We start from the raw sequence: 24,264 nt of genomic DNA, 5'->3' as shown, positions 1-24,264 counted from the left end.
CACTTATCATTATTTATTCAAAAGCCTGGGAATAATATTGTCGTAGCCATATAAAACCAACCCTACTGCAATCATGATAAGAATCGCAAAAACAATATAGATGACGGAAAAGAAATAACTTAGAAAGACCGACCAGAATACTCTTAATATAACGTACCATTTTCCGCGCTTATTAAATAATTGAATAAGACAAAAAGTAACAAGTGCGAAACAAATCAGGTAGAAAATCAAATTAAAATCTCCTAAAAAATGATTGATAAAAATAAAGAAAACATAAACCGTTAAACACTGTCCTGCCAGAAAAAGAAGAATTACTAACCATTCTGAATAATTATATTTATATTTTCTAAATCCTAGAAAGAAAGCCAGACCACAAATAGGAAGCATTAGTAAAATCGTAAAAGCAAGATGTTCTTCCAGCCATTCGAAAATATGGGTAAAATAGGCAACAAACCCTTTAAAATCGATGTATTGTCCAATATCATTTTTTGATAAATTGGTTTCAAGAATAGAATCTTCTTTTTTTTCTACTTTATGATTTAAAAAAAATTGAATCAGTGCACAGACAGATCCCATAATTAAAACAAAAAGTATGGGTGGAAAATGCGGTTTCCGTTTTCCTTCCAGATACTCACGTAACGTGTGGCCAGGTCGGGTAAAAAGTTCTTTCAGGGTAAAAACAATTCCGCCATCTACATGAAAAATGCCGTGCTGAATTTCATGAAGAAGAAAATGAAAATTAATACGATGCGTATCTGTTTTTTGACCACAAGCGTGACAATACTTCTGATCAAGATGTAAATGCTGATTGCAATTTTTGCATCGGTTTTCAAGCCCAATCATGACATTATTTTTATCAAAATTACAAATTCAAAAGAACATTTTTAATGATTTTAAAAGAAAATAATCATCATTAAAAGCACTTAATTTATTAATTAACAAAACTTTATAATAAAATAAAAAAAAAGAAATTACGAATAAATGATCTTAGAAAAATAATTTTACACAAATTACTTTCACTAAATTTGATAGACTCAATTTTCATTAAATTTATTAAAATGAAAAATCTATTTATCAAACGGTTCCAATATTATAAAGAACTTGCGGAAAAAACTTTTGACCAAATCTCTGAGGAAAACCTATTTTGGAAGTATAATGAAGAAAGTAATTCCATCGCAACGATCGTTAAACACCTCGCTGGAAATATGCAATCACGATGGACAAATTTTCTAACCGAAGACGGCGAAAAAATTTGGCGCAACAGAGATTCAGAATTTGAAAATGATCTTAAATCTAAAACAGAAATGCTGGAGATTTGGCACAAAGCCTGGTCGATTTTATTTGAGGCTTTAAACCAAATTCAAGATGAAAACTGGAATCAATTTATCTCCATTCGTGACGAAAAAATCACTGTTTTAGATGCGGTGATTAGGCAAATTGCTCATTATCCATATCACGTTGGACAAATCGTTTATATAGGAAAAATGCTCAAAAACGAGGAGTGGAAATCCTTATCGATTGCTAAAAACAAATCCGAAAAGTCTACTATTGAAATGTTAAAAAATCAGGAATCATCGGTGATTCAAGAAAACTCGTCCCCTGTTTGTTTTGCAAAAAGTGATGAAGTGCGCGATGATTATAAAATTTAAGAATTCTGATATAAATCACATCTGATATAAGTCAGCAGGAATTTTTATCAAATTTTACAAGTTGCGCTTAAATTTACATCATTAAACTCAATGGCATGAAAACAAATGGTGAAATACAAAATTTAGAAAAAATTTTACTGGATTTAAAGACGAAGAAGAACTTAAGTTTCGACGATGTTTGCGACTTGCTTTTCACTTTTCAGTTTAAGGATTTCGATGAACTTTTTCAAATTACTCCTCTAGAAGTTCCAGATGAAACCTTTATGCGAATCCCAGTTTATCATGGTGAATTTGTGGCCGCCTTGAAGATTTGGGGAGTTAATCATTATTCTGCAATCCGCGATCATTCTAATTACGAAGCAAAAATCAAAGTTTTAAAAGGTAGTTTGACCGAAGTGAGTTATCGGGAGAATTCAAACTTTATCGAATATGACTCCAAAGCAACTGCCAGAATGGGCGATTTATTAATGGAGGAACAAACCGACATTAATTCCATCATCAATAATTCTGAAGGAATTTCTGTAAGTATTCACGTTTACCGAACTCCAAAATTAAGGTTAGAAGGTGTTCGTATTTTCGATACAGAAACACGCAGAATCGCTTATCTGTCTGAAGAAGCCAAAGCCTGTTCCTGGAAACTTCCCGAGAATAGTTATAAAAATATTATCCAAATTTAGGTGAACTTATTCATTTTAAATTTAATTTTAGTTTGTTAAAGAAAATCAAATTACGGTGTGATTTTTTTTGCAAAATGATTTCCACTTCTGCAAAAAAAATAATCTTTAAATTTGCACCATTCAATTATGGAACATTTACAAATAAAAAGGGCCGCATTTCATACTTTAGGTTGCAAACTTAATTTTGCCGAAACTTCTACTATTGCCCGTCAGTTAACGGGTGCTGGTTATGAAAAAGTTAGTTTCGATGAACCGGCAAATGTTTATATCATCAATACCTGTTCGGTTACAGAGAATGCAGATCGGGAATGCAAGTTTCATGTAAAGCGTGCAATGAAAGCCAATCCCGACGGTTTGGTTGTAATCCTAGGTTGTTATGCCCAATTAAAACCGGAAGAAATTTCGGCAATCGAAGGCGTTGATTTGGTTTTGGGGGCGAAAGAAAAATTTAATATTTTAAGTTATCTTGATGATTTACAGAAATCAGAAAGCCACGGAATCATTCATTCTTGTGAGATTGATGAAGCAGATTTCTTTATCGGAAGTTATTCAATTGGCGACCGAACGCGTGCGTTTTTGAAAGTGCAAGATGGCTGTGATTATAAATGTACGTATTGTACGATTCCATTAGCCAGAGGGATTTCCCGTTCTGACACCATAGAAAGTGTGGTTAAAAATGCAACAGAAATCGCCCAAAAAGGAATTCGGGAAATCGTTTTAACTGGAGTAAATATTGGTGATTACGGTAAAGGTGAATTTGGTAATAAAAAACACGAACATACTTTCCTGGATTTAATTTCAGAATTAGATCAAGTTGAAGGAATTGAAAGAATTCGGATTTCATCGATTGAACCAAATTTATTGAAAGATGAAAGCATAGAACTGGTTGCGAAAAGCAAACGTTTTGTGCCGCATTTCCATATTCCGTTACAAAGTGGAAGCGACGATTTATTAAAAAAAATGAAACGCCGTTACCTAACGAATATCTACACAAACCGCGTTGCAAAAATCCGCGAAGTGATGCCAGATTCCTGTATCGGTGTTGATGTGATTGTAGGATTTCCGGGCGAGACCGAAGAGAAATTTTTAGAAACTTATAATTTCATTAATGAATTGCCGATTTCTTATCTTCACGTTTTCACTTACTCTGAAAGAGAAAATACAGAAGCTGCAGAAATGGACGGTGTTATTCCAATTCCGGAAAGAAAACGAAGAAACAAAATGCTTCGAATTCTGTCGGAGAAAAAGAAAATGGCTTTCTATCAAACGCAGTTAGGGAAAACGCTTCCGGTTCTTTGGGAACATGAAAACAAAAACGGATTAATGTTCGGATTTACCGAAAATTATGTGCGTGTTCAAAAACCATTTGATGAAAACTCTATTAATCAAATCGAATTTTTAAAACTAAATAAAATTCTAAGCGATGGAACTGTTTCTGTTTTTCCAGCATTTGAAGAGTTTTTGAGTAAAGTATAATCTAAGCCAATATCCTTAATTTTTGCTAAATAGACCTTTTTTAATACGAGAATTTAAACCTCAAATTTTCAGTTAAGAAATGAAGGAAATTAAGGCTGTTTTAGAAAATGCTGGGTTTAAATAATTTGTTGAATTTCCAAAAATAAAATTATGTCGGAGTTTCGGTTTGCGCTTTTGCCATTTTCAGTTGAGTAAAGCGTGGTTGCAGCATTTTAGCAATTAACCCCGTCCAGCCGGTTTGATGAGATGCTCCTACTCCACGGCCATTATCTCCATGGAAATATTCATAGAATAAGATATAATCTTTAAAATCTTTATCCTCTTGAAATCTTGGATATTGCGCATTGAAAGGGCGTTTACCATTCTCATTTTCTAAGAAAATATTCGATAAACGTTTGCGCAGAAAATCAGCAATCTCATCTAAATTGAGATAGTTACCACTTCCCGTGGGACACTCAACTTTAAAATCTGGGCTGTAATAGAAGAAGAATCGCTGCAAACTTTCTATAATTAGAAAATTCACCGGAAACCAAATGGGTCCGCGCCAGTTGCTGTTGCCGCCAAACATATCACTATCACTTTCTGCCGGCAGATATTTCACCGTATAATCTATTTCGTCTAATTTAATATGGAACGGATTTTCTTCGTATTCTTTTGATAAAGCCCGGACTCCATAATCACTCAAAAATTCTTTTTCATTCAACATTCGCTCCAATAATTTTTTCAAACGGTGACCTCTTAACAAAGATAATAAGTGTTTAGAATCATCGCCTTTTACTTCCCAGTGGGAAACGAGCGAGGCTAATTTTGGTTTATTTTTCAGAACCCAATCCATTCTTTCTTTAAAAGCCGGTAATTTGTCGAGCATTTCCTCATCGATAACTTCCACCGCAAACATGGGGATTAACCCTACGATGGTTCGGATTCGCAAAAACATATTGGTGCAATCTTTCAACTGCAAAGCATCATAGAAAAATTCGTCCTGATCATCCCAAAGTGAAAAATCATTCTCGCCCATATTATCAAGCGCATTTGCGATACTCAAGAAATGTTCGAAAAATTTGGTCGCCAAATCTTCATAAACTTTATTGTAGAGCGAGAGTTCCATCGCAATCCTCATCATATTCAAAGAAAACATGGCCATCCAACTTGTTCCATCGGCTTGTTCTAAATTCTCTCCGTGCGGTAAACTTTCACTGCGATCAAAAATCCCAATATTGTCTAAGCCCAAAAATCCGCCTTCGAAAATATTATTTCCGTTTTTATCTTTTTTGTTGACCCACCAAGTGAAGTTCATTAATAATTTTTGAAAAACACCTTCCAAAAATTCCAAATCAGGTTTTCCTTTTTCTACCTCATCAATTTTAAAAACCCTAAAAGCCGCCCAGGCATGAACTGGCGGATTGACATCGCTAAAATTCCATTCGTATGCCGGAAGTTGGCCGTTGGGATGCATAAACCATTCAAGCGTTAAAAGTTTTAATTGTTGCTTAGCAAAATCGGCATCGATAACGGCAAAACTTAAGGTATGAAAGGCCAAATCCCAAGTTGCAAACCACGGATATTCCCATTTATCGGGCATGGAAATTATATTCATAGAATTGAAGTTTCCCCATTCTTCGTTCCTGATATGCTTTCGAGATTTTGGGGGTCGAATTTCAGCAGGATCACCTTCTAACCACTTTTCAATATTGTAATGATAGAATTGTTTGCTCCACAGCATTCCGGCAAAGGCTTGTCTTTGAACTAATTTTTCGTCATCTGTTTGAATTCCCTTTTGCAAATCTTTATAAAAATCATCGGACTCTAATTTTCGTTGTGCAAAAATGGAATCAAAATCTAAAAAAGGATTTTCTAAATCTTTATCGCATAATCTGAATTCAAAAATTTTCGTCGCATTTGCATCGATGATTTCGTCAATAACAAATGTTGCTTTTGTCCCATTATTTGCTGGATTAACTGCATTTTTATTTCCATTAATAATAAAATCGTTGATGCCATCTTTGCAAAACTGACCTGCATTTGGCACCTTGTATAATCTTTGATTATTGGTTTCGTTATCGCAAAATAGAACTTCTGATGATTGGTTTGCATAAAGATTTTTCATCGATAAATCTTTATGATTAATGGTGATTCGATGAGAATCGGTTGCACTCAATTGCGGTCGATAATCATCATAACCCCAACTCCAGGAATTGCGAAACCAAATGGTTGGTAACAATAGCAATGGAGCATTATTCACGGACTTGTTGGTTACTGTAACTCTGATTAAAATATCTTCGGGAGAAGATTTGGTATATTCAATGAAGATATCGAAGTATTCATTTTGGTCAAAAACCCCAGTATCAATGAGTTCATATTCAGGATTTTGTTTTCCAGCAATTGCATTTCTATTAATTAGCTCTTCATAAGGAAAGGCATTTTGGGGGTATTTATAAAGCATCTTCATGTAAGAATGTGTCGGCGTATTGTCTAAATAATAATAATATTCTTTTACATCTTCACCATGATTCCCCTGTTCGTTGGTCAAACCGAAAAACCGTTCTTTAACCATTTTATCTTTTTTATTCCAAAGACCTAAAGAAAAAACTACAATTTGTTTGTCATCACATATACCGCAAATTCCCTCTTCGCCCCAGCGGTAGGTTTTTGCTTCGGCGGTATCGTGGTCGGTATAATTCCAGGCGTCACCATTGGCACTATAATCCTCGCGAACCAAACCCCACTCGCGATTACCGACGTATGGACCCCATTTTTTCCAAGCGAGATCTGGTAATCTTTTGTTTTCTTCAGTCATCGTATTTGAAATTTAAAGACATTTATTATTATAGAAATTTATAATTGAAAAACCACTTGATAATCTAGCGAAACTGCGCCCCGGCTTGAGTGGAGCTCTTTTTGCGACGAGGAACGAGGAACAAAAAAGCGGGAATGGAAGACGGAAAAAGGCGCCCAAAAAAAATTACCCGTTTTCCGAGAAACTCTCGAAAGTAGTCATTCCACCATCGATAAAAATACTGGCTCCCGTTATATAATCGGACTTGTCGCTCGCTAGAAAAACCGCAAGATTCCCAATATCTTCAGGTTGTCCAATTCTGTTATAGGGAACTAAAGTAAGTAAAGAATTCAATTCCTCAGGAGTTTGCCACGCATTTTTATTGATCGGAGTTTGAATGGCACCAGGACAAATTGAGTTCACCCGGATTTTATCTGCACCATATTCCTGCGCTAAAGTCTGCATCAACATTCTGATTGCCCCTTTACTCGAGGCGTAATTGGCATGTCCGGACCAGGGAATAATTTCGTGAACGGAGGAAATATGAATAATTTTTCCGCAAGCCACGGAGCGAGAAGAGTCGATTCCTCTGCGGAGAAATTCCTTGATGGCTTCCCGGGCACATAAAAACTGACCGGTTAAATTAATTCCAATCACAGCATTCCATTCATCCAAAGTCATTTCTGTAAACTTTGCATCTTTTTGAATTCCGGCGTTATTGACTAAAATATCTACGGTTCCGAATTGTTTTACAACATCCTGAAACATTTTAATTACCTCGTGTTCTTTGGAAACATCGCATTGGTAAGTGATTCCTTTTCCGCCCTTGTCGGTAATCTCTTTCAAGACTGCATTTGCCTGATCCAATGCTCCTTCGAAAGGATAATTAATAACGACTTCTGCACCGGATTCTGCCATAGATTTGGCGATTCCTGCTCCGATCCCACTTGAAGAACCTGTAATAATAGCGACTTGATTTTTGAGAGAAACTTCCATAGTATCACGTTATTTTTTTGATGCATACTGATAGAGAAAGTATCGAGCCAAATTTTTAAAATCTATTTTTAATGATGATAAACATCTTCATACATTACTCCTGCTTCGATTCTTATCGGTAGAATATTTTCCGCCGGCACAATAGGACAGTTGTAATCGAACGCATTATAGGCACAATATGGATGATAAGATTTGTTGAAATCTAAAACAATGACCTCTCCAGTTGGAATTTTTAAATCCATATATTTTCCACCGCCATAGGTTTCGATCGATTTGGTTGCATCTCGAAAAGGGAGAAAAAGATGGTCTTTATATTTATTCTTTTTGATTAATGCTAAATTTTGATAAAGCGTTAAAGTGAGTTCCTGACCTTCTAAAACAAAGGTTGCTTTACCAAATTCACGGTAGGTTCTGGTTTTTCCAGAAGAGGTTGGGAGTTCAAAAGACTGGGTATTTTCGGTCTTTGTAAATTTTGCCGCAATCTTATATTTTAAATTAATAGGAAAGAACGGATGTTCTTTGAAATCGCTAAAATTACTTCCACGCAATGGAGTTTTTTTCGGATTTCTATACTCGGCATTGAGTTGATTTTGAAACTTTTTGATATCCGCAGTTTCTTTTTCGGCTGGTTGTGACACACACGATATTGCCAAGAAAGAAATTAATAAAATGAGGATGTTTTTCATTTTTTGTAATATTTCTTTCTGATGGTTTCGAAATAATTTTCATCTGCTGAAAAGTAAAAAGGGATTTCGATATAATTCTGGTCGCGATACATGCCCAGATGAAGATAAACTGGTTCCGAACTTTTTTCAGTCTTTAATTTAAAATTGAAAATATCCAGAAAATCTTTTGGGAAAGTGCCTGAATGAACAGAAACCAATTTTTCAAGTTTCACTTTTCCATTTTTATAATTAAAGTAATTGCAACTTTTTTTGAGGGAGTCAGAAGCCAGTTTCGCCTGAAATTTTTTCGAAATATTAAAACCTTCAAACTCGGAATAATCCTTATTTTCACATTTTGCGAAATAGGTTTCTACAAATTTTTGGGCAATATTTTTTCTTTCATTATCTATTTTATTTAAAGAAACCGTGGTATAACGGGAACTACAACTCCCTAGCAAAACAGAAATCATTAACAGCAAATAAATTTTCTTCATTTTATTCAATTTTAACTTTATAAACATCGGTGCCATTTCGTTTAATGTCTTTTATCCAAAAGCCACCTTCTTGCGGAATTACTTCTTTTAGGTCAAAACTTGTACACTCTTTCGGCAAACCAGAAAAAATCAAGGTGAACCAATAATCCTTCATGGGTGGAACTTCCGTCCAGTAAGGGAAAAGCGAAATATTCTCATGATGAATGAGCGTACTTTTATGACCTAAACTTTCATCAACTAAAAAAGTAGAAGGCCAAATCCGAATCAACATATCCGAAGATGCAGTTGCGGGAAAACAACAATGCACGATGACCTGCTTTTCAACCGCTACCTTTGGCTGAAGTGCTTCCAGAAGATCCTGCGAAATGATGGGTTTTGCAATGGTCGTCATATTTAAATAAGCAATGGGTAATGAGTAATTGCTAATAATTAAGTTCGAGTTTTTCCTTGGTTACTTTTCTAATACTTTCCGTAAGTTCGGGATTTTCCGCCAACTTTTGACCATAGGTTGGAATGATTTCAATTAGTTTTTCTTTCCATTCATTTGCAACTTTGTCCGGAAAACATTTTTCCAGAACCTGAAGCATTGCAAACGCAGCGGTAGAAGCACCTGGCGAAGCGCCTAATAACGACGCAATCGTTCCATTTTTATTCACTACAACCTCTGTCCCGAATTCTAATTTGCCGCCTTCTTTATCATTTTTTTTAATGATTTGAACTCTTTGTCCAGCCACTTTTAATTCCCAGTCTTCTTCTTTCGCATCTTTTACGAACTCTCTTAAATGCTGCATTCTCTGAACTTTGGTCATTGCAACTTGTCTTACCAGATATTGCGTTAAAGGCAAATTATGCCACCACGCACCAAACAGTGATCGAATGTTTTTCAAATTAACACTTTCGGGTAAATCAAGGTAAGAACCTTCTTTTAAAAACTTAGTAGAAAAGCCGGCAAATGGCCCGAATAACAACGCTTTTTTACCATCGATAATTCTTAAATCCAAATGAGGAACACTCATTGGCGGCGCATCTACAGTCGCCTGTGTATAAACTTTCGCCTGGTGTTTTGCAATGAGGTCGGGATTGTGAGAAACCAACCATTGCCCAGAAACGGGAAAACCACCATATCCTTCACTTTCGGGAATATCTGAACTATCCAGTAAGGGCAACGCATAACCACCTGCGCCAATAAATACGAAACCTGCAGTGATATCGTATAATCTGCTGTGCAAGCGGTCTTTTACTTTAAGGTTCCACTTACCATCTTCTCTAGGATCAATATCTTTCACGTCGTGGTATAAGTAAACATCAACATTAGAATCTTCGGCTAAGAATCTGCCCATTTTTCGCGTCAATGAACCGAAATTAACATCGGTTCCCATATCCATTTTAGTGGCAGCGAGTATTTCAGTGTCTTTTCTTTTGCTCATTATTAAAGGAATCCACTCGCGAAGTTTATCGTGATCCATCGTAAATTCCATTCCTTTAAACAGTTGAGACTGCGTCATTTTTTCATGTCGTTTTTTCAAAAACGCTGCATCGTCCTTCCCAAAAACCAAACTCATGTGCGGACAAGAATTGATAAAATCTTTGGGCTTGTCGATATAATTCTTGGATACTAGATAAGACCAAAATTGCTTTGAAATTTCAAACTGTTCGGCAATATTCTCCGCTTTGGAAATATCAATGGAACCATCTTTTTTTTGCGGCGTATAATTTAATTCACAGAAAGCGGAATGTCCCGTTCCCGCATTATTCCAGGCGGCAGAACTTTCACGTGCAAAACGCCCGAGTCTTTCGAAAATAATAATATTAAGTGTAGGATCTAATTCGTGCAAAAGTGTTCCTAACGTAGCACTCATGATCCCGCCACCGATGAGGACGACATCATAATAAGGTTTAATCGGTTTATAATTGGCTGTTAAAGGCATAAAATAATGTTTTAGGATTACGAATTTCGGGAAAAATTTTGTTTAAAAGAGTAAAATAATTGTTAAAATAAACTTAAACCATATTTTAAAAACAGGATCAAATCATTAAAAATGTAAAACATTTATCCAAATCCTTTTTAATCCTAAGGTTCATTTTAATGAGAAGATTTCAGAAAACGGCTCACATTTTTTATGACGAAAATTATTAAAAATTATAAGCGTAATTCTAATCATCGACGAATAGAAAAATCCTTAAACTTTAGAAATAGGAATTACATAGAAATAGATGGAAACAAAATGACAGAATGTTCCTAATAAAACAAAAAGATGAAAGATAAAATGATTAAATTTTATTTTATGAATACTGTACAAAACTGCGCCCAGCGTGTAGGAAATCCCGCCCGCGATTAACCAAACCAAACCATGGAAATCCAGATTATACATCAAACTTTCAAAACTGAAAATAATTAACCAGCCCATTCCGACATACAAAATGGTCGACATTAAATTAAATCTACCAATAAAGAAAAGTTTAAAAACAATTCCGACCAAAGCAATTCCCCAAACGACCACGAAAATAGTATATCCTTCTCTCCCACTCAAAGAAACCAATGCAAAGGGCGAATAAGTTCCTGCGATCAAAACATAAATCGCAGCGTGATCGAAGATATTAAGTCGGTATCTTAATAATGGATCTTTCGAAGAGTGATATAAAGTGGACGCGAGATAAAGAACGATCATACTCACCCCAAAAATGGAAAAACTAAGAAGGGCGAGATTACTTCCTAACTCAAGGGCGCGAAGAACCAGTAAAACCAAACCTCCAATACTTAAAAGCAAACCGATAAAATGAGACCAAACATTGAGCTGCTCTTCTAAAACCGAATAGGTTTGGGCAGTATATTTAGTCCTGGTTTTCACTAGTTGAGAAGTAAGGTTAATTTTTTAAATTCAGTTTCAGCGTTTTTTTCTTTGTACAGAATTCCATAAATCGTATCGATAATTGGCGTTTTCAGTTTTTTACTTTTCGCCGTATGGTACACAGAATCGGCGGCGTAATATCCTTCGGCAATCATATTCATCGACTGAATGGCAGATTTTACGGTATACCCTTTTCCGATGAGATTACCCAGATTTCGGTTTCGAGAAAATAACGAATATGCGGTAACGAGCAAATCGCCGAGGTAGGCACTTTCATTTACATCACGCGGAACTTCGTAAACTGCTTCCAAAAAGATTTCCATTTCGCGAACGGCATTAGAAACAAAAACTGCGGTAAAGTTATCTCCGTAGCCTAACCCGCTGGAAATTCCAGCGCCGACTGCATAAATATTTTTCAAAATTGCACTGTATTCATTTCCCAAAATATCTCTGCTGCAATGCACATTAATAAAATCAGAAGAAAATAAATCTTTCAATTTTTTCGCAACCTCATCTGCTGCAACGGCAATTGTTAAATAGGACAAACGTTCCATGGCAACTTCTTCTGCGTGACAAGGACCAGCAATAACGGCTTGATTTCGAAAACCGATTTTAAATTCGTCACGAAGATAGTGCGCCACCACATCATTCACTTTTGGAACAATCCCTTTAATGGCGGAAACAAAAATTTTATTTTCGTAATTACAGGTCATTTTATCCATAGCATCTGAAAGATAGATGGAAGGTGTTGCCAATACCACCACTTCACACGCCGACACCAACTCGTTGATATCGGTAGTAACTTGCAGATTTTTCTTATCGAATGAAACCGAAGTTAAGTAATTAGGATTATGACCACGTTGCTCAATAGCTCCTTTTACATATTCATTTCTTACACACCAATGCACCATTTGACTATTTTCCACCAGCATTTTTACAATAGCGGTGGCAAAACTTCCACTTCCAACTACACCGACAGATGTATTTTGAGTTTGCGATTTTGAATCTTTCTTTTTTGTCATAATTAAAAATTGAGGTGCGGTTTGAAACTTTCTGAACCGGTGAATATCTTTACTACAAATATATTAAAGGTTTATGGATTATTACACACAATAAACTAGTAAAAAAGCATATGAAACCGTGGATCTGTATAAAAATCATGTTTTGCAGAAATCCCATTTTATCTTAAAAATCGCTTTTAAAAATATTTTATAAATTTGCAGTCTCAATTTTTTGATAACCACAACTTTAAAAATGAAGAACTTTTTAAGCAGTAAGAAAAACCTAAATTTAATATTAGGAATTTTAGCAGCAGTCATTTTCGGACAATCTTTGTTTATTGCTAAACTGTATTCTGAAAAAGATGATAAATCGTATCAAGTAAATTTGGTTCCGATTAAAACTGAAAAAGACAGCATCGATTATATGGAGATGAAAAACAATCTCACCTTAGTTGATAATACCGTTCGCGAACTGAATTCTTTTTTAGCCTCAAAAAATCTATCTGACGGAAAAATAGAAATGCTCGCAAAAGACAGCATTTCCAATGCCGTTTATCTGGCAAAACAAACCAACCGTTACAGCCAACATCTGGTTGATTTACAGAATAAATTACAGCAAGTTCCTTTGGGAATTCCGACTGATGGTTATATTTCTTCTCAGTTTGGAAAGCGAATTAATCCTATTCCGACCAAAACGGTTATGTTGGCTTCTATGAAATCTCCAAAAGCAGAACCGAAAATTGTGGAAGAAAAAGACAGTTTAGGGAATGTTATTAAAAAGGCGGCTCCAGTAATTGCCAGTCAGAACAATTCGCCGGCGGAAAAGGATCAGATTCAGTTTCACAAAGGTTTAGACATTGCGGTTGCTTATGGCACCGATGTTCGAAGTGCTGCAGCCGGAAAAGTAATTTTCGCAGGTGTTAAAGGCGGTTACGGAAATTGCGTTATCATTTCTCACGGAAACGGTTTGGATACTTTGTACGGACATTTATCGAGTATTTCTGTAAAAGCAAACGATGTGGTAAAGGTGAATGATGTGATTGCAAAATCAGGAAACACAGGTCGTTCAACCGGACCTCATCTTCATTATGAAGTTCATAAAAACAATACGCCGGTTAATCCGAAATTATTTATGAATTTGTAATCAACTCAATTTTTAAAATAGGGACGCTTCTAATTTATTGGGAGCGTTTTTTTATTTAAAAACATTTCTATTAACCCTGTCAAGGGTTAAAACCTTGACAGGGTTAATAAGCGCAAGTTCCCTAAAAGTAATAATTGAATTAAAGAATATTTTTTTCATTTTATTTAAACCGTCTGTTCAGAAAAATTTACTCAAATTTGCACCTCGTCCAAAAATGAAGTTGAATTATGATATTATGTATTGCTGAAAAGCCCAGTGTTGCCAGAGATATTGCCAAAGTTTTAGGAGCAGATGTACCTAAGCAAGGCTATTTCGAAGGCAACGGCTATTGGGTAACCTGGACGTTTGGGCATCTGTGCACATTGAAAGAACCGCATGATTACAGTCCACATCTCAAAGCGTGGAATCTATTTACGCTTCCCATTATTCCGGAACCTTTTGGAATTAAACTAATCGAAAACTCCGGAGTTGAAAGGCAATTTAAAATCATTGAAAAACTGGTTACCGATTGTGAAGAAGTAATTAATTGTGGTGATGCCGGGCAAGAGGGAGAAGTCATTCAAAGGTGGGTTTTGCACAAAGCAAAATGTAAAAAACCTATGAAAAGATTGTGGATTTCTTCATTGACTGAAGTTGCCATTAAAGAAGGTTTTGCCAAATTAAAACCAGCAGAAGATTATAACAATCTTTATCAGGCCGGAAACGCGAGAGCAATTGGCGACTGGCTTTTAGGAATTAATGCGACGCGTTTATTCACTCGAAAATTTGGTGGGAACAAAAGTGTACTTTCAATTGGTCGGGTTCAAACGCCAACTTTGGCAATGATTGTTCAGCGACAAAAAGAGATCGATGCTTTTAGCACCGAAGAATATTGGGAACTGAAAACAAAGTATCGGGATGTTATTTTCAGTGCAGCCATCGACCGTTTAAAAACGAAAGAAAAAGCCGAAAAAGGTTTAGAATATTTAAAGCAAAATGAGTTCGAAATCGTCTCTTTTGAAATTAAAGAAGGTAAAGAAAAAAATCCGCGACTCTTTGACTTAACTGCTTTACAAGTTGAAGCCAACAGGAAGTTTGGTTACTCCGCCGAAAATACGCTGAAGCATATTCAAAGTTTATACGAAAAGAAACACACGACTTATCCGCGTGTTGATACCACTTATTTGTCGGAGAGTTTACATCCGCAGATTCCGGGAATTTTACAGAGCATGAACTTTTACCAGGAATTGACAGCGCCACTTTTAGCAGAACCGATTCCAAAATCTAAAACTGTTTTTGATGATACTAAAGTGACGGATCACCACGCGATTATTCCGACAGAAATTCCACCATCTTCCAGTTTAAGCAGAGACGAAAAACTGATTTATGATTTGGTAGCGAAAAGGTTCATCGCCGTTTTCTATCCGGAATGTAAAATATCAAATACTTTGGTGGAAGGTCAGGTAGGAACAATTCCTTTTAAAACTACCGGAAGACAAATCCTGGAATTGGGTTGGCGAGAAGTTTATATTAAAGATAAAAAAGAAGAAACCGAAAAGAAGGAAAAAGAGGAAGAGCAAACCATTCCTGAATTTAAAGTTGGCGAAAAAGGCCCTCATAAACCTTTAATTCATCAGGGAAAAACCAGTCCGCCAAAAGCGTATACGGAAGCAACTTTACTGCGGGCAATGGAAACTGCCGGGAAACAGGTTGATGATGAAGAACTGCGCGAAATGTTGAAGAATAATGGAATCGGAAGACCTTCAACACGAGCCAATATTATCGAAACGCTTTTCAGACGAAAATACATCGAAAGGAAAAAGAAAAATATTTTTGCGACTTCTACGGGTGTTGAATTGATAGATACCATTCAGGATGAATTATTGAAAAGTCCCGAATTAACGGGAGAATGGGAATCTAAATTGAGGAAAATTGAGCGTGGTGAATATGATGCTTCTCTGTTCAAAGATGAGTTGATCGAAATGGTCACCAATTTAACCCGAAGCGTCATCAACGAAAAAGCGAAAGTTATTTCTTTTCAGGAAGAAGTAAAGCCGAAAGAAAAGAAAGAACCAACGCCAAGAAAAATCGTGGCCATTATTTGGGAAGAAACAGATTGTCCGAAATGCAAAGAAAACAAACTGATGAAAGGCAAAACGGCCATCGGTTGTTCGAATTACAAAGGATGCGGTTTTAAAGTTCCTTTTATGGTATTCGGAAAAAAACTGACTGAGAAACAAATTCAAGACCTCATTAATAAAGGGAAATCGAGTAAATTAAAAGGGTTCACAGAACATCCGGAAAGTTTTATTGAAGGAACTTTACATTTAACGGATGATTTTAAAATAGAATTAAAATCCGATTAAGATTTCCTGCAAAGACGCAATGTTTTTATCTCCTCTAAAGGACAGACAGATGCTTCTTTAATAATTGAATTTGGGGCCATTAATTATTCTTTATATCAGTTTAATTGAAAATACTACCTTTACCGAAAATTAGGATTACCCTAAAAGTTACCCATTAAAACACACAATTTTAATAATAGGATTTAGAACTCCTTGATAACAGACCAATTATGACAATAGACAAAAATCATGTAGTAGAACTACATTACACGCTTAACGCCATTGAAGAAAATGGTGAAAAAACGTTCATCGAAAAAACTGACGTTGAAAATCCTTTCGCTTTTTTATATGGTGTAGGTATGATGTTGCCAAAGTTTGAAGAAAACATTCACGGTTTAGCAGTAGGAGATCAAAAATCTTTTACCATTACTCCAGAAGAAGGATATGGTGACAAAATAGAAAATGCAATTGCACAGTTACCAATTGCTATGTTTGAACAATCAGGTTTGCCACCAATTGGTGCAATGTTGCCTTTGCAAGATGCACAGGGAAATCCTGCAAGCGGAGTTGTTTTAGAAGTATCTGATGAAGCAGTAACGGTTGATCTTAACCACCCAATGGCTGGAAAAACTTTGCATTTCGATATTGAAGTTGCAGCAACCAGACCGGCAACTGAAGAAGAATTATCGCATGGTCACGCGCATGGCGTTGATGGACATGAAGAACACTAATTAGAATTTTTTCTAAATATGAAAACTGCGATTTTGTCGCAGTTTTTTTTGCGCTCTAGTTCTACCCTATTTTCAGAAATAAAAAAACATTTTTTAAAACCAATTCGATGAGAAACTCGTAATTTTAATTATGCGAAAAATTATTTATCTCATGCTTGGATCTTTACTCTTCATGAACTGTCAGTCCAGAAAATATAAAGATGTGGTTTATGGACAATCGTCGGCTAAAGAAAATTTAAAATTAAATGTCTTCGTTCCCAATCATTCTGAAAATAATAAACTGCCGGTTTTAATCTTTGTTCACGGTGGAAACTGGAACAGCGGAAATAAAAATCAGTATGGATTTTTCGGTCGGAACTTTGCGAAGAAAGATGTGATTACTATTATTCCGGATTATACTTTAAGTCCAAAAGCGAATGTGGATCAAATGACCACTGAAATTGCAGAAGTTATAAAATGGGTGCAGAAAAATATTTCAAAATACCATGGCGATTCATCGCAACTGTTTGTGACCGGACATTCTGCAGGTGCACAGTTGGTTGCTTCTGCGGTTTTAAATCCAAAATTTGGAGTTGACGAAAATTCGATTTCTAGAATTATTTTAAATGATGGCGCTGGAATCGATATGAAAGATTATCTGCAAAAATATCCGCCCACCTACGAAGATGATTATCTCGCAACCTGGAGCAATGATCCGAAGAATTGGTATGAGGCTTCACCGATTAATTTTTTAAACGAAAAATCGCCACCATTTTTAATTTATGTTGGCGCCAAAACTTATCCGTCCATTACGACTGCGAATGAACATTTTCTGAAAAAATTAAATCAATTTCAACCTGATATAAAACCGATTATCATTAATAAAAAACATATTCCAATGGTGCTGCAATATTTCTTTCCGTGGAATAATCGCTCGACAGAAATTGTAAATTTTATGAAAAAGAACAGGAAATAACTGTTTGATTTTAAAAAGCCCATTAATAAAAAAATGTTCCAAAGCGAAAACTCACTTTGGAACATTTAAATTAATAATCGAAACGAATCGATTTTATTTTTGAAGTTGAGCCAATAACAATTCAGCCACTTTTTCTGATGAAGCCGGGTTTTGTCCCGTGATCAACAGTCCGTCTTCGATTGCATATTCTTCGAAATCTCCTTTTTTGCTGTAGATTCCGCCATTTTCCTTCAACATATCTTCAACTAAAAATGGAACAACATCGGTCAATTGTACTAATGCTTCTTCGGTATTGGTAAATCCAGTTACTTTTTTACCTTTTACCAATGGTTCTCCATCCGAATTTTTCACATGTTTCAAAGCAGCCGGAGCATGACAAACGAAAGATACAGGTTTGTTGGAATTGTAAAAACTCTCAATCAATCTTGCGGAAGTTTCGCTTTCTGCCAAATCCCATAACGGTCCGTGACCGCCCGGATAAAATACAGCGTCGTAATCTTCAGATGAAACCTCGGAAAGTTTGTGCGTTTTGCTTAATTTTTCCTGTAATTCTTTATCCGCTTTGAATCTGATGGTTGATTCTGTTTGATTTTCAGGTTTGTCGCTGGTTGGATCAATTGGTGGTTGACCTCCATTTGGAGAAGCCAACGTCACCTCAACTCCTTTATCTACTAAATAGTAATAAGGACTTGCGAATTCTTCGATCCAGAATCCAGTTTTCTCGCCGGTATTTCCTAATTGATCGTGTGATGTTAAGACAAATAATATTTTCATATTTATATTTTTAATTTTTGATTCTTTATTCTTGGCTCTTGGCTCTTATATATTTAGTAACTCATTTCAATGATTTTCTGAGCGTCAGATGGTTTCAAAGATTTATGTTCTCCAAGTCCTTCCCAACCTCTTTCAGTGAAACGTTTTGCAACTGTGCTTCCGGTTTCTGAATAATCTTTCGTGTAGTCTGATAATTTAATATCAATTCCTAAAGATTTGAAAAACTCATCGGTTTTGTCAATTCCAGCGTGGGCTTTTTCTTCTAAAGTTCCGTCGGTAATATTCCAAACACGTTCTGCATATTGTGCTAATTTTTTTTTCTTGGTTTCGAAATTATAACGGTAATGATTTCCGGCTAAAATGGCCAAAGTTCTGGCATGATCGATTCCGTACATTGCTGTTAATTCGTGACCCATGGAGTGAATTGCCCAATCTCCTGGAACTCCTTGTTGGATCAATCCGTTCAAAGCCATGGTACAACTCCACATAAAATTAGATGCCGCTTCATAATTGGTTGGATCTTTCATAATTTCCGGAGCCACTTCAATTAAAGTCTGCATAATACTCTCCGCGAATCGATCCTGCAGTTTTGCACCGATTGGATACGTCATATATTGTTCCATCACATGCGTGAAAGCATCTGCAATTCCGTTCGCCAATTGACGTTGTGGAATTGATTTAATCACTTCCGGATCAAGGATAGAAAATTGTGGGAACATTCCAGGTCCACCAAATGCTAATTTTTCCTGAGTTTCTGCTCTCGTAATTACGGAACCTGAATTCATTTCTGATCCGGTTGCAGGAAGTGTTAAAACAGTTGCGAAAGGCATTCCTTCCGTCACTGGTTTTTTGTTCGTTAATAAATCCCACGGTGTTTCGCCTTCATATAAAGCAGCGGCTGATAAAAATTTCGTTCCGTCGATTACAGAACCGCCACCAACTGCTAAAAGGTACGTGATGTTTTCTTCTTTAATGACTTTCAACGCATCTAACAAAACGCTGTATTCCGGGTTTGCCGGAATTCCACCGAATTCTACGACTTCATATCCTGAAAGTGCTTTTTGCACTTGGTCATAAACTCCATTTTTCATAATACTTCCGCCTCCATAAAGCATAAGAATTTTTGAATTTGCTGGAATTTCTGTTGATAGATTTTCGATTTGTCCTTTACCAAACAATATTTTTGTTGGATTTCTGTATTTAAAATTGTTCATATTTTTGTTTTTTACTGTTTATATTTTTACGATCATTTTTCCTTTATTCTTACCCTCAAAAAGGTCGATAAAAGCCTGTGGAATATTTTCAAAACCTTCCACGATGGTTTCTGAATAAATAAGTTTTCCTTCGCTCAACCATTGCGATAAATGTTTCATTCCTTCCGGAAACTTGTCTGCATAATTCCCTACGATGAAACCTTGCATTAAGGCACTTTTACGAATTAAAAAATGTTCAACTCTTGGACCTTGAGGAACTGAAGTATCGTTGTAAGCCGAAATGGCGCCACACACAATAATTCTTCCTAATCTGTTGATATTCGCATGAACGCTGTCGGAAATCGTTCCACCAACATTGTCAAAATAAACATCAACTCCATCGGGACAAACTTCTGCAATCGCTTTGGTCATGTTCTCCGTTGTTTTATAATTGATGGCTTCATCAAAACCAAATTTAGATTTTAGCATTTCTACTTTTTCATCAGTTCCGGCGATTCCGATAACGCGACAACCTAAAATCTTTCCAATTTGACCAACAATACTTCCAACGGCTCCAGCGGCTCCGGAAACAACAAGGGTTTCTCCTTTTTGCGGTTTACCAATTTCTGTTAATCCGAAATAAGCGGTTAATCCGGTCATTCCCAAAACACCGAGATAGTTGGAAAGTGGCGCAATTTTATCATCTATTTTTAAAAGGTTTTCTCCGGTTGAAGTTTGAAATTCTTTCCAGTTCAACATTCCTGAAACAAAATCTCCTTTTTTGAATTTCTCATTTTGAGATTCTAGCACTTCTGCCACAACTCCGGAACTCATTGCTTTTTGAAGTTCAAAAGGCGGAACGTACGATTTTGCATCACTCATTCTTCCTCTTAAATAAGGATCTACGGAAACAAATTTTGTTTTTAAAAGAATTTCGCCTTCCTTTAAAGCAGGCATTTCTTCCTCCACAAATTTAAAATCTGAAAGTTGAGGTTTCCCAACTGGTCGGCTGTTTAATATGATTGTTTTATTCATTATTTTGATTTTTTTAATTTAAAATTCTTTACTACTATTATTAATGAACGTTCATTCTTTATTTAATGAAAAAATTAAATCCTTATCGCATCCCACGCTGCTTTGAACGTTTCTTCTTTCTCAGTTTCACTTAAAGTGTGAAGATATCTTTCCTGCATTCCCAATAAAAAAGACAGAGGATAAATCGTAAATGCATATAAAACATAATCGGAAAGGGGTTTTATAATTCCTTCGTTTTTTCCTCTCTGCCACAAATTGAGTAAAGGTTGCAAATGTTTTAAACCTTCTACCCTAATCTCTTCCTCAATCATCGGACTGTTGTCGCATTGCGTTAAAAAATTGGTTTCTTTAATTTGAGATAATTTGTAATTCGCGATATTAAACCAAATCAGTTCAAATCCTTTTTTCACCGATAAATCTTCACTGTAACCTTCAAAAGCACAATTACTAAAATCTTCCTTAACCTCTAAATACAACTTGTTAATGAGATCCTGCTTATTTTCAAAATAAAGATAAATCGTTGCGGGAGCGACACCTGCTAATTTCGCGATATTGGACATCGGTGTATTGTGGAAACCATGATTATTCACCAAAGTCAGCGTTGCGTTTAAAAGCGCAGTTCTCTTGTCAGATATTTTTTCTTTTTTAATCATGATTAAATTCTTGCAAGCGAAGTAAATTTATAGGATTTCCAAGACAGCCAAATCAACACGATTTGAAATGCCAATCTAACATACGCTGCGGTTGAACTTCCGATAACAGGTTGATCTTTCATAGCATCGAAAATATGAATCGGCAGAAACATCACCATTAAAATGAAAATTCCGAACAGTCCATACTTCGTGTATTTTTGATTTAAGAATAAGGTCACTATTCCCAGCAACAACTCTACAATTCCGGACAGATAAACGATTCCCAAAGGAAAAGGTAAAAATGACGGAACGATTGGAACATAAAATTCAGGTTTTATTAAATGATAAAATCCGGAAACCATCATTAAAACTGCTAAAAGGATGCTTGTGATTACCCAAAATATTACTCTCATGCTTAGTTTTTTAATTTTTTAACAGCACAAAGATACAAAATTAATGAATGAACGTTCATTTATTTCTTCTATGAAGGAAATTTAAAATCATTTTTGAGAGAAATTGAAGACCATTAAATTAAATCAAAGACTTTTAATTTCTTCAAAACAATCCTCTCAATTCCTCCTAAACTCTTATTTTAGCACTTCTAAAAATGCCGCATGAATTCCATTGATTATATTAAAAAATCCCTTTCCATATCCGAAAACAATATTATAGCAACGCTGAAACTGTTAGCGGAAGATTGTACGATTCCATTTATTTCCCGTTATCGAAAAGATGCGACGGGAAATTTAGATGAAGTTCAGATTGAAGGAATTTCAAAACTGAATAAACAGTTTGAAGAACTAGTTAAAAGGAAGGAAAGCATTCTAAAATCAATTGAAGAACAAAATGCATTAACGCCGGAATTCAAACAAAGAATTGAAGAAACTTTCGATCTGCAGGAACTGGAAGATTTGTATTTGCCTTTCAAAAAAAAGCGAAAAACAAAAGCAGATTCTGCAAAAGAGAAAGGTGTAGAACCTTTGGCAAGAATGATCATGAGTCAGAACGCTAACAATCTGGAAAGTTTAGTCTCTAAATATTTGAACGATCAGGTTCCGACGGAAGAGGAAGCGCTGCAAGGTGCACGAGATATTATGGCGGAATGGATCAACGAAAACATGTACGTTCGGAAAAATTTGCGCCGATTGTTTCAAAGAAAAGCAGTCATTGCTTCCAAAGTCATTAAGGCAAAAAAAGAGGAAGAAGCCGCCCAGAAATTTTCGCAATATTTTGATTGGGAAGAAAGTCTGAACAGAATTCCATCGCACCGATTATTGGCGATGTTGCGCGCAGAAACGGAAGGCTTTGTAAAGACCAATATTGGAATTGATAAGAAGGAAGCGCTGGAATTCATTGAAAACGCTATCATTAAATCAAATAATGAGTGTGCAAATCAGATTGCTTTGGCCATCAAAGATTCTTATAAAAGATTGCTGGAACCCGCGATTTCTAATGAAACTTTACAGGAAGCCAAGGAAAAAGCAGATCAGAAAGCCATTGAAATATTTTCTGAAAACCTCAGACAACTTCTACTCGCTCCGCCATTAGGCGAGAAAAGAATTCTGGCAATTGATCCCGGATTTAAAAGTGGTTGTAAAATCGTTTGCCTTGATGAAAAAGGCGATTTATTACACAACGAAACTATTTATCCACACGCGCCGCAGAATGAAACGGGAATGGCGATGAAGAAAATTCGGTCGCTCATGAATTCATTTAACATTGAAGCAATCTCCATTGGAAACGGAACGGCGAGTCGGGAAACGGAGTTTTTTATTAAGAAAATTGCGTTTGATAAACCGCCATTGGTTTTCATTGTTTCAGAAGCCGGTGCGTCGGTTTATTCGGCGAGTAAAATTGCGCGGGATGAATTTCCGAGTTATGATGTGACGGTTCGTGGTGCAATTTCTATTGGAAGACGACTTTCTGATCCGTTGGCTGAATTGGTAAAAATTGATGCAAAATCAATTGGAGTCGGACAATATCAACATGACGTAGATCAAACGCAATTGAAAAACGAACTGGATTCTACCGTGATGAAATGTGTGAATTCAGTTGGAATTAATCTGAATACGGCGAGTAAATCTTTGCTCAGTTATGTTTCCGGAATTGGGGAAAAGATGGCTGAAAACATTGTGAATTACCGTGCAGAAAATGGTGCTTTTGAAGACCGGAAACAATTAAAGAAAGTTCCGAGATTAGGAGAAAAAGCCTTTCAACAGGCGGCAGCATTTATTCGGATTTCGAATGGTAAAAACCCTTTGGATAATTCAGCCGTTCACCCGGAAGCGTATTCGATTGTCGAAAAAATGGCAAAAGATTTAGGAATTAAAACAAACGACCTCATCGCGAATAAAGAAAAAATTCAAGCCATTAATCCGGAAAATTATATCACGGAAACAGTTGGTATTTTAGGAATTAAAGATATCTTAAAAGAACTGGAAAAACCAGGATTGGATCCGCGAAAAGCGGCGAAAGTTTTTGAGTTTGATCCCACAGTTAAATCAATAAAAGATTTAAAAACGGGAATGATTCTTCCCGGAATTGTGAATAATATCACGGCATTTGGGTGTTTCGTAGATGTTGGAATTAAGGAGAGCGGACTGGTTCATATTTCCCAGTTGAAAGAAGGTTTTGTGAGTGATGTGAATGAAGTGGTGAAACTGCATCAGCATGTTCAGGTGAAAGTGACTGAAGTTGATGAGGCGCGGAAGAGGATTCAGTTGAGTATGATTTTGTGATTTCTTTAAACGCAAAGGCGCAAAGTTTTTAACAAAATGACTGCTTATAAATTACGGACGCAAAGGCGCTCCGCTCAGCAAAAGGATTATTCTAAAATATTCGGCAAAATATTGTGGGAAGTTTATTAAGTATGATTTTGTGATTTATTCTGTTC

At 36.0% G+C, this 24,264-nt stretch carries 22 protein-coding genes; 8 read left to right on the top strand and 14 right to left on the bottom strand.

Translation table 11 applies throughout. The annotated features are described in order from the left end of the window. Positions 1 to 9 precede the first annotated feature (9 nt). Complete coding sequence (locus PUH65_RS14130; RefSeq protein ID WP_305520674.1) at positions 10 to 843, bottom strand: DUF3667 domain-containing protein; 834 nt, start codon at positions 841 to 843, stop codon at positions 10 to 12. Between the two features lie 215 nt (positions 844 to 1,058). On the opposite strand from PUH65_RS14130, the gene PUH65_RS14125 reads away from it, so the two are divergent. The 3 genes from PUH65_RS14125 to mtaB all read left to right on the top strand — a co-directional run bounded on the left by PUH65_RS14125 (position 1,059) and on the right by mtaB (position 3,802). Continuing rightward, on the top strand, positions 1,059 to 1,649 hold the full coding sequence (locus PUH65_RS14125; protein ID WP_305520673.1) for a DinB family protein: 591 nt from the start codon (positions 1,059 to 1,061) through the stop codon (positions 1,647 to 1,649). A gap of 95 nt (positions 1,650 to 1,744) precedes the next feature. Next, complete coding sequence (locus tag PUH65_RS14120; protein ID WP_305520672.1) at positions 1,745 to 2,326, top strand: hypothetical protein; 582 nt, start codon at positions 1,745 to 1,747, stop codon at positions 2,324 to 2,326. 126 nt (positions 2,327 to 2,452) lie between these two features. Next, positions 2,453 to 3,802 (top strand): tRNA (N(6)-L-threonylcarbamoyladenosine(37)-C(2))-methylthiotransferase MtaB, encoded by a 1,350-nt coding sequence (mtaB, locus tag PUH65_RS14115; protein ID WP_305520671.1) that lies wholly within the window; start codon positions 2,453 to 2,455, stop codon positions 3,800 to 3,802. A 148-nt stretch (positions 3,803 to 3,950) separates the two neighbouring features. On the opposite strand, the gene PUH65_RS14110 is transcribed toward mtaB, so the two are convergent. The 8 genes from PUH65_RS14110 to PUH65_RS14075 all read right to left on the bottom strand — a co-directional run bounded on the left by PUH65_RS14110 (position 3,951) and on the right by PUH65_RS14075 (position 12,604). Then, a complete protein-coding gene (locus PUH65_RS14110; RefSeq protein ID WP_305520670.1) occupies positions 3,951 to 6,599 on the bottom strand; it encodes a glucosidase in 2,649 nt (882 codons plus the stop codon). 165 nt (positions 6,600 to 6,764) lie between these two features. Further along, entirely contained in the window at positions 6,765 to 7,574 is an 810-nt protein-coding gene (locus tag PUH65_RS14105) for a glucose 1-dehydrogenase (RefSeq protein ID WP_305520669.1), read from the bottom strand. Positions 7,575 to 7,642: 68 nt separating this feature from the next. Continuing rightward, complete coding sequence (locus PUH65_RS14100) at positions 7,643 to 8,260, bottom strand: DUF1684 domain-containing protein (protein WP_305520668.1); 618 nt, start codon at positions 8,258 to 8,260, stop codon at positions 7,643 to 7,645. Beyond that, positions 8,257 to 8,733 (bottom strand): hypothetical protein, encoded by a 477-nt coding sequence (locus tag PUH65_RS14095; protein ID WP_305520667.1) that lies wholly within the window; start codon positions 8,731 to 8,733, stop codon positions 8,257 to 8,259. The genes PUH65_RS14100 and PUH65_RS14095 overlap by 4 nt, the downstream gene beginning before the upstream one ends. Position 8,734: 1 nt before the next feature. Continuing rightward, on the bottom strand, positions 8,735 to 9,124 hold the full coding sequence (locus tag PUH65_RS14090; RefSeq protein WP_305520666.1) for a hypothetical protein: 390 nt from the start codon (positions 9,122 to 9,124) through the stop codon (positions 8,735 to 8,737). A 31-nt stretch (positions 9,125 to 9,155) separates the two neighbouring features. Then, entirely contained in the window at positions 9,156 to 10,661 is a 1,506-nt protein-coding gene (gene mqo / locus PUH65_RS14085) for a malate dehydrogenase (quinone) (protein WP_305520665.1), read from the bottom strand. Positions 10,662 to 10,913: 252 nt separating this feature from the next. Beyond that, complete coding sequence (locus PUH65_RS14080; RefSeq protein WP_305520664.1) at positions 10,914 to 11,582, bottom strand: hemolysin III family protein; 669 nt, start codon at positions 11,580 to 11,582, stop codon at positions 10,914 to 10,916. Then, positions 11,582 to 12,604 carry an NAD(P)H-dependent glycerol-3-phosphate dehydrogenase gene (locus PUH65_RS14075; protein WP_305520663.1) on the bottom strand — a complete coding sequence of 341 codons (1,023 nt, stop codon included), beginning with the start codon at positions 12,602 to 12,604 and terminating at the stop codon, positions 11,582 to 11,584. The genes PUH65_RS14080 and PUH65_RS14075 overlap by 1 nt, the downstream gene beginning before the upstream one ends. Positions 12,605 to 12,836: 232 nt before the next feature. On the opposite strand from PUH65_RS14075, the gene PUH65_RS14070 reads away from it, so the two are divergent. The 4 genes from PUH65_RS14070 (at position 12,837) to PUH65_RS14055 (ending at position 17,737) form a co-directional block, all read left to right on the top strand. Next, entirely contained in the window at positions 12,837 to 13,727 is an 891-nt protein-coding gene (locus PUH65_RS14070; protein WP_305520662.1) for a M23 family metallopeptidase, read from the top strand. A 227-nt stretch (positions 13,728 to 13,954) separates the two neighbouring features. Further along, positions 13,955 to 16,072: a type IA DNA topoisomerase gene (locus PUH65_RS14065; RefSeq protein WP_305520661.1), complete on the top strand. Its 2,118-nt coding sequence runs from the start codon at positions 13,955 to 13,957 to the stop codon at positions 16,070 to 16,072. Positions 16,073 to 16,281: 209 nt separating this feature from the next. After that, positions 16,282 to 16,782 carry a peptidylprolyl isomerase gene (locus PUH65_RS14060; protein WP_305520660.1) on the top strand — a complete coding sequence of 167 codons (501 nt, stop codon included), beginning with the start codon at positions 16,282 to 16,284 and terminating at the stop codon, positions 16,780 to 16,782. A 130-nt stretch (positions 16,783 to 16,912) separates the two neighbouring features. Then, positions 16,913 to 17,737, top strand: coding sequence for an alpha/beta hydrolase (locus tag PUH65_RS14055; protein WP_305520659.1), 825 nt, complete (start codon positions 16,913 to 16,915; stop codon positions 17,735 to 17,737). Between the two features lie 93 nt (positions 17,738 to 17,830). On the opposite strand, the gene PUH65_RS14050 is transcribed toward PUH65_RS14055, so the two are convergent. The 5 genes from PUH65_RS14050 to PUH65_RS14030 all read right to left on the bottom strand — a co-directional run bounded on the left by PUH65_RS14050 (position 17,831) and on the right by PUH65_RS14030 (position 21,784). Beyond that, positions 17,831 to 18,511: a type 1 glutamine amidotransferase domain-containing protein gene (locus tag PUH65_RS14050; RefSeq protein ID WP_305520658.1), complete on the bottom strand. Its 681-nt coding sequence runs from the start codon at positions 18,509 to 18,511 to the stop codon at positions 17,831 to 17,833. Positions 18,512 to 18,564: 53 nt separating this feature from the next. Next, a complete protein-coding gene (locus PUH65_RS14045) occupies positions 18,565 to 19,725 on the bottom strand; it encodes an iron-containing alcohol dehydrogenase (RefSeq protein WP_305520657.1) in 1,161 nt (386 codons plus the stop codon). 18 nt (positions 19,726 to 19,743) lie between these two features. Then, complete coding sequence (locus tag PUH65_RS14040; RefSeq protein WP_305520656.1) at positions 19,744 to 20,739, bottom strand: NADP-dependent oxidoreductase; 996 nt, start codon at positions 20,737 to 20,739, stop codon at positions 19,744 to 19,746. 74 nt (positions 20,740 to 20,813) lie between these two features. After that, on the bottom strand, positions 20,814 to 21,392 hold the full coding sequence (locus tag PUH65_RS14035; RefSeq protein ID WP_305520655.1) for a TetR/AcrR family transcriptional regulator: 579 nt from the start codon (positions 21,390 to 21,392) through the stop codon (positions 20,814 to 20,816). A gap of 2 nt (positions 21,393 to 21,394) precedes the next feature. Then, the gene (locus tag PUH65_RS14030; protein ID WP_305520654.1) at positions 21,395 to 21,784 is read right to left on the bottom strand and encodes a DoxX family protein; all 390 of its coding nucleotides are present in this window, start codon (positions 21,782 to 21,784) and stop codon (positions 21,395 to 21,397) included. Between the two features lie 201 nt (positions 21,785 to 21,985). On the opposite strand from PUH65_RS14030, the gene PUH65_RS14025 reads away from it, so the two are divergent. Beyond that, positions 21,986 to 24,109: a Tex family protein gene (locus tag PUH65_RS14025; protein ID WP_305520653.1), complete on the top strand. Its 2,124-nt coding sequence runs from the start codon at positions 21,986 to 21,988 to the stop codon at positions 24,107 to 24,109. Positions 24,110 to 24,264 lie beyond the last annotated feature (155 nt).

This window comes from Kaistella sp. SH40-3 (assembly GCF_030686865.1).
Classification (GTDB): Bacteria; Bacteroidota; Bacteroidia; order Flavobacteriales; family Weeksellaceae; genus Kaistella.
The sequence above is the reverse complement of the archived record's forward strand: the minus strand, read 5'-3'. Positions and strand labels throughout refer to the sequence as shown.

Excerpts from the sequence above, each read along its gene's own strand:
- PUH65_RS14130 (WP_305520674.1), bottom strand. The coding sequence starts at position 843 with ATGATTGGGCTTGAAAACCGATGCAAAAATTGCAATCAGCATTTACAT.
- PUH65_RS14125 (WP_305520673.1), top strand. The coding sequence starts at position 1,059 with ATGAAAAATCTATTTATCAAACGGTTCCAATATTATAAAGAACTTGCG.
- PUH65_RS14120 (WP_305520672.1), top strand. The coding sequence starts at position 1,745 with ATGAAAACAAATGGTGAAATACAAAATTTAGAAAAAATTTTACTGGAT.
- mtaB (WP_305520671.1), top strand. The coding sequence starts at position 2,453 with ATGGAACATTTACAAATAAAAAGGGCCGCATTTCATACTTTAGGTTGC.
- PUH65_RS14110 (WP_305520670.1), bottom strand. The coding sequence starts at position 6,599 with ATGACTGAAGAAAACAAAAGATTACCAGATCTCGCTTGGAAAAAATGG.
- PUH65_RS14105 (WP_305520669.1), bottom strand. The coding sequence starts at position 7,574 with ATGGAAGTTTCTCTCAAAAATCAAGTCGCTATTATTACAGGTTCTTCA.
- PUH65_RS14100 (WP_305520668.1), bottom strand. The coding sequence starts at position 8,260 with ATGAAAAACATCCTCATTTTATTAATTTCTTTCTTGGCAATATCGTGT.
- PUH65_RS14095 (WP_305520667.1), bottom strand. The coding sequence starts at position 8,733 with ATGAAGAAAATTTATTTGCTGTTAATGATTTCTGTTTTGCTAGGGAGT.
- PUH65_RS14090 (WP_305520666.1), bottom strand. The coding sequence starts at position 9,124 with ATGACGACCATTGCAAAACCCATCATTTCGCAGGATCTTCTGGAAGCA.
- mqo (WP_305520665.1), bottom strand. The coding sequence starts at position 10,661 with ATGCCTTTAACAGCCAATTATAAACCGATTAAACCTTATTATGATGTC.
- PUH65_RS14075 (WP_305520663.1), bottom strand. The coding sequence starts at position 12,604 with ATGACAAAAAAGAAAGATTCAAAATCGCAAACTCAAAATACATCTGTC.
- PUH65_RS14070 (WP_305520662.1), top strand. The coding sequence starts at position 12,837 with ATGAAGAACTTTTTAAGCAGTAAGAAAAACCTAAATTTAATATTAGGA.
- PUH65_RS14065 (WP_305520661.1), top strand. The coding sequence starts at position 13,955 with ATGATATTATGTATTGCTGAAAAGCCCAGTGTTGCCAGAGATATTGCC.
- PUH65_RS14060 (WP_305520660.1), top strand. The coding sequence starts at position 16,282 with ATGACAATAGACAAAAATCATGTAGTAGAACTACATTACACGCTTAAC.
- PUH65_RS14055 (WP_305520659.1), top strand. The coding sequence starts at position 16,913 with ATGCGAAAAATTATTTATCTCATGCTTGGATCTTTACTCTTCATGAAC.
- PUH65_RS14050 (WP_305520658.1), bottom strand. The coding sequence starts at position 18,511 with ATGAAAATATTATTTGTCTTAACATCACACGATCAATTAGGAAATACC.
- PUH65_RS14045 (WP_305520657.1), bottom strand. The coding sequence starts at position 19,725 with ATGAACAATTTTAAATACAGAAATCCAACAAAAATATTGTTTGGTAAA.
- PUH65_RS14040 (WP_305520656.1), bottom strand. The coding sequence starts at position 20,739 with ATGAATAAAACAATCATATTAAACAGCCGACCAGTTGGGAAACCTCAA.
- PUH65_RS14035 (WP_305520655.1), bottom strand. The coding sequence starts at position 21,392 with ATGATTAAAAAAGAAAAAATATCTGACAAGAGAACTGCGCTTTTAAAC.
- PUH65_RS14030 (WP_305520654.1), bottom strand. The coding sequence starts at position 21,784 with ATGAGAGTAATATTTTGGGTAATCACAAGCATCCTTTTAGCAGTTTTA.
- PUH65_RS14025 (WP_305520653.1), top strand. The coding sequence starts at position 21,986 with ATGAATTCCATTGATTATATTAAAAAATCCCTTTCCATATCCGAAAAC.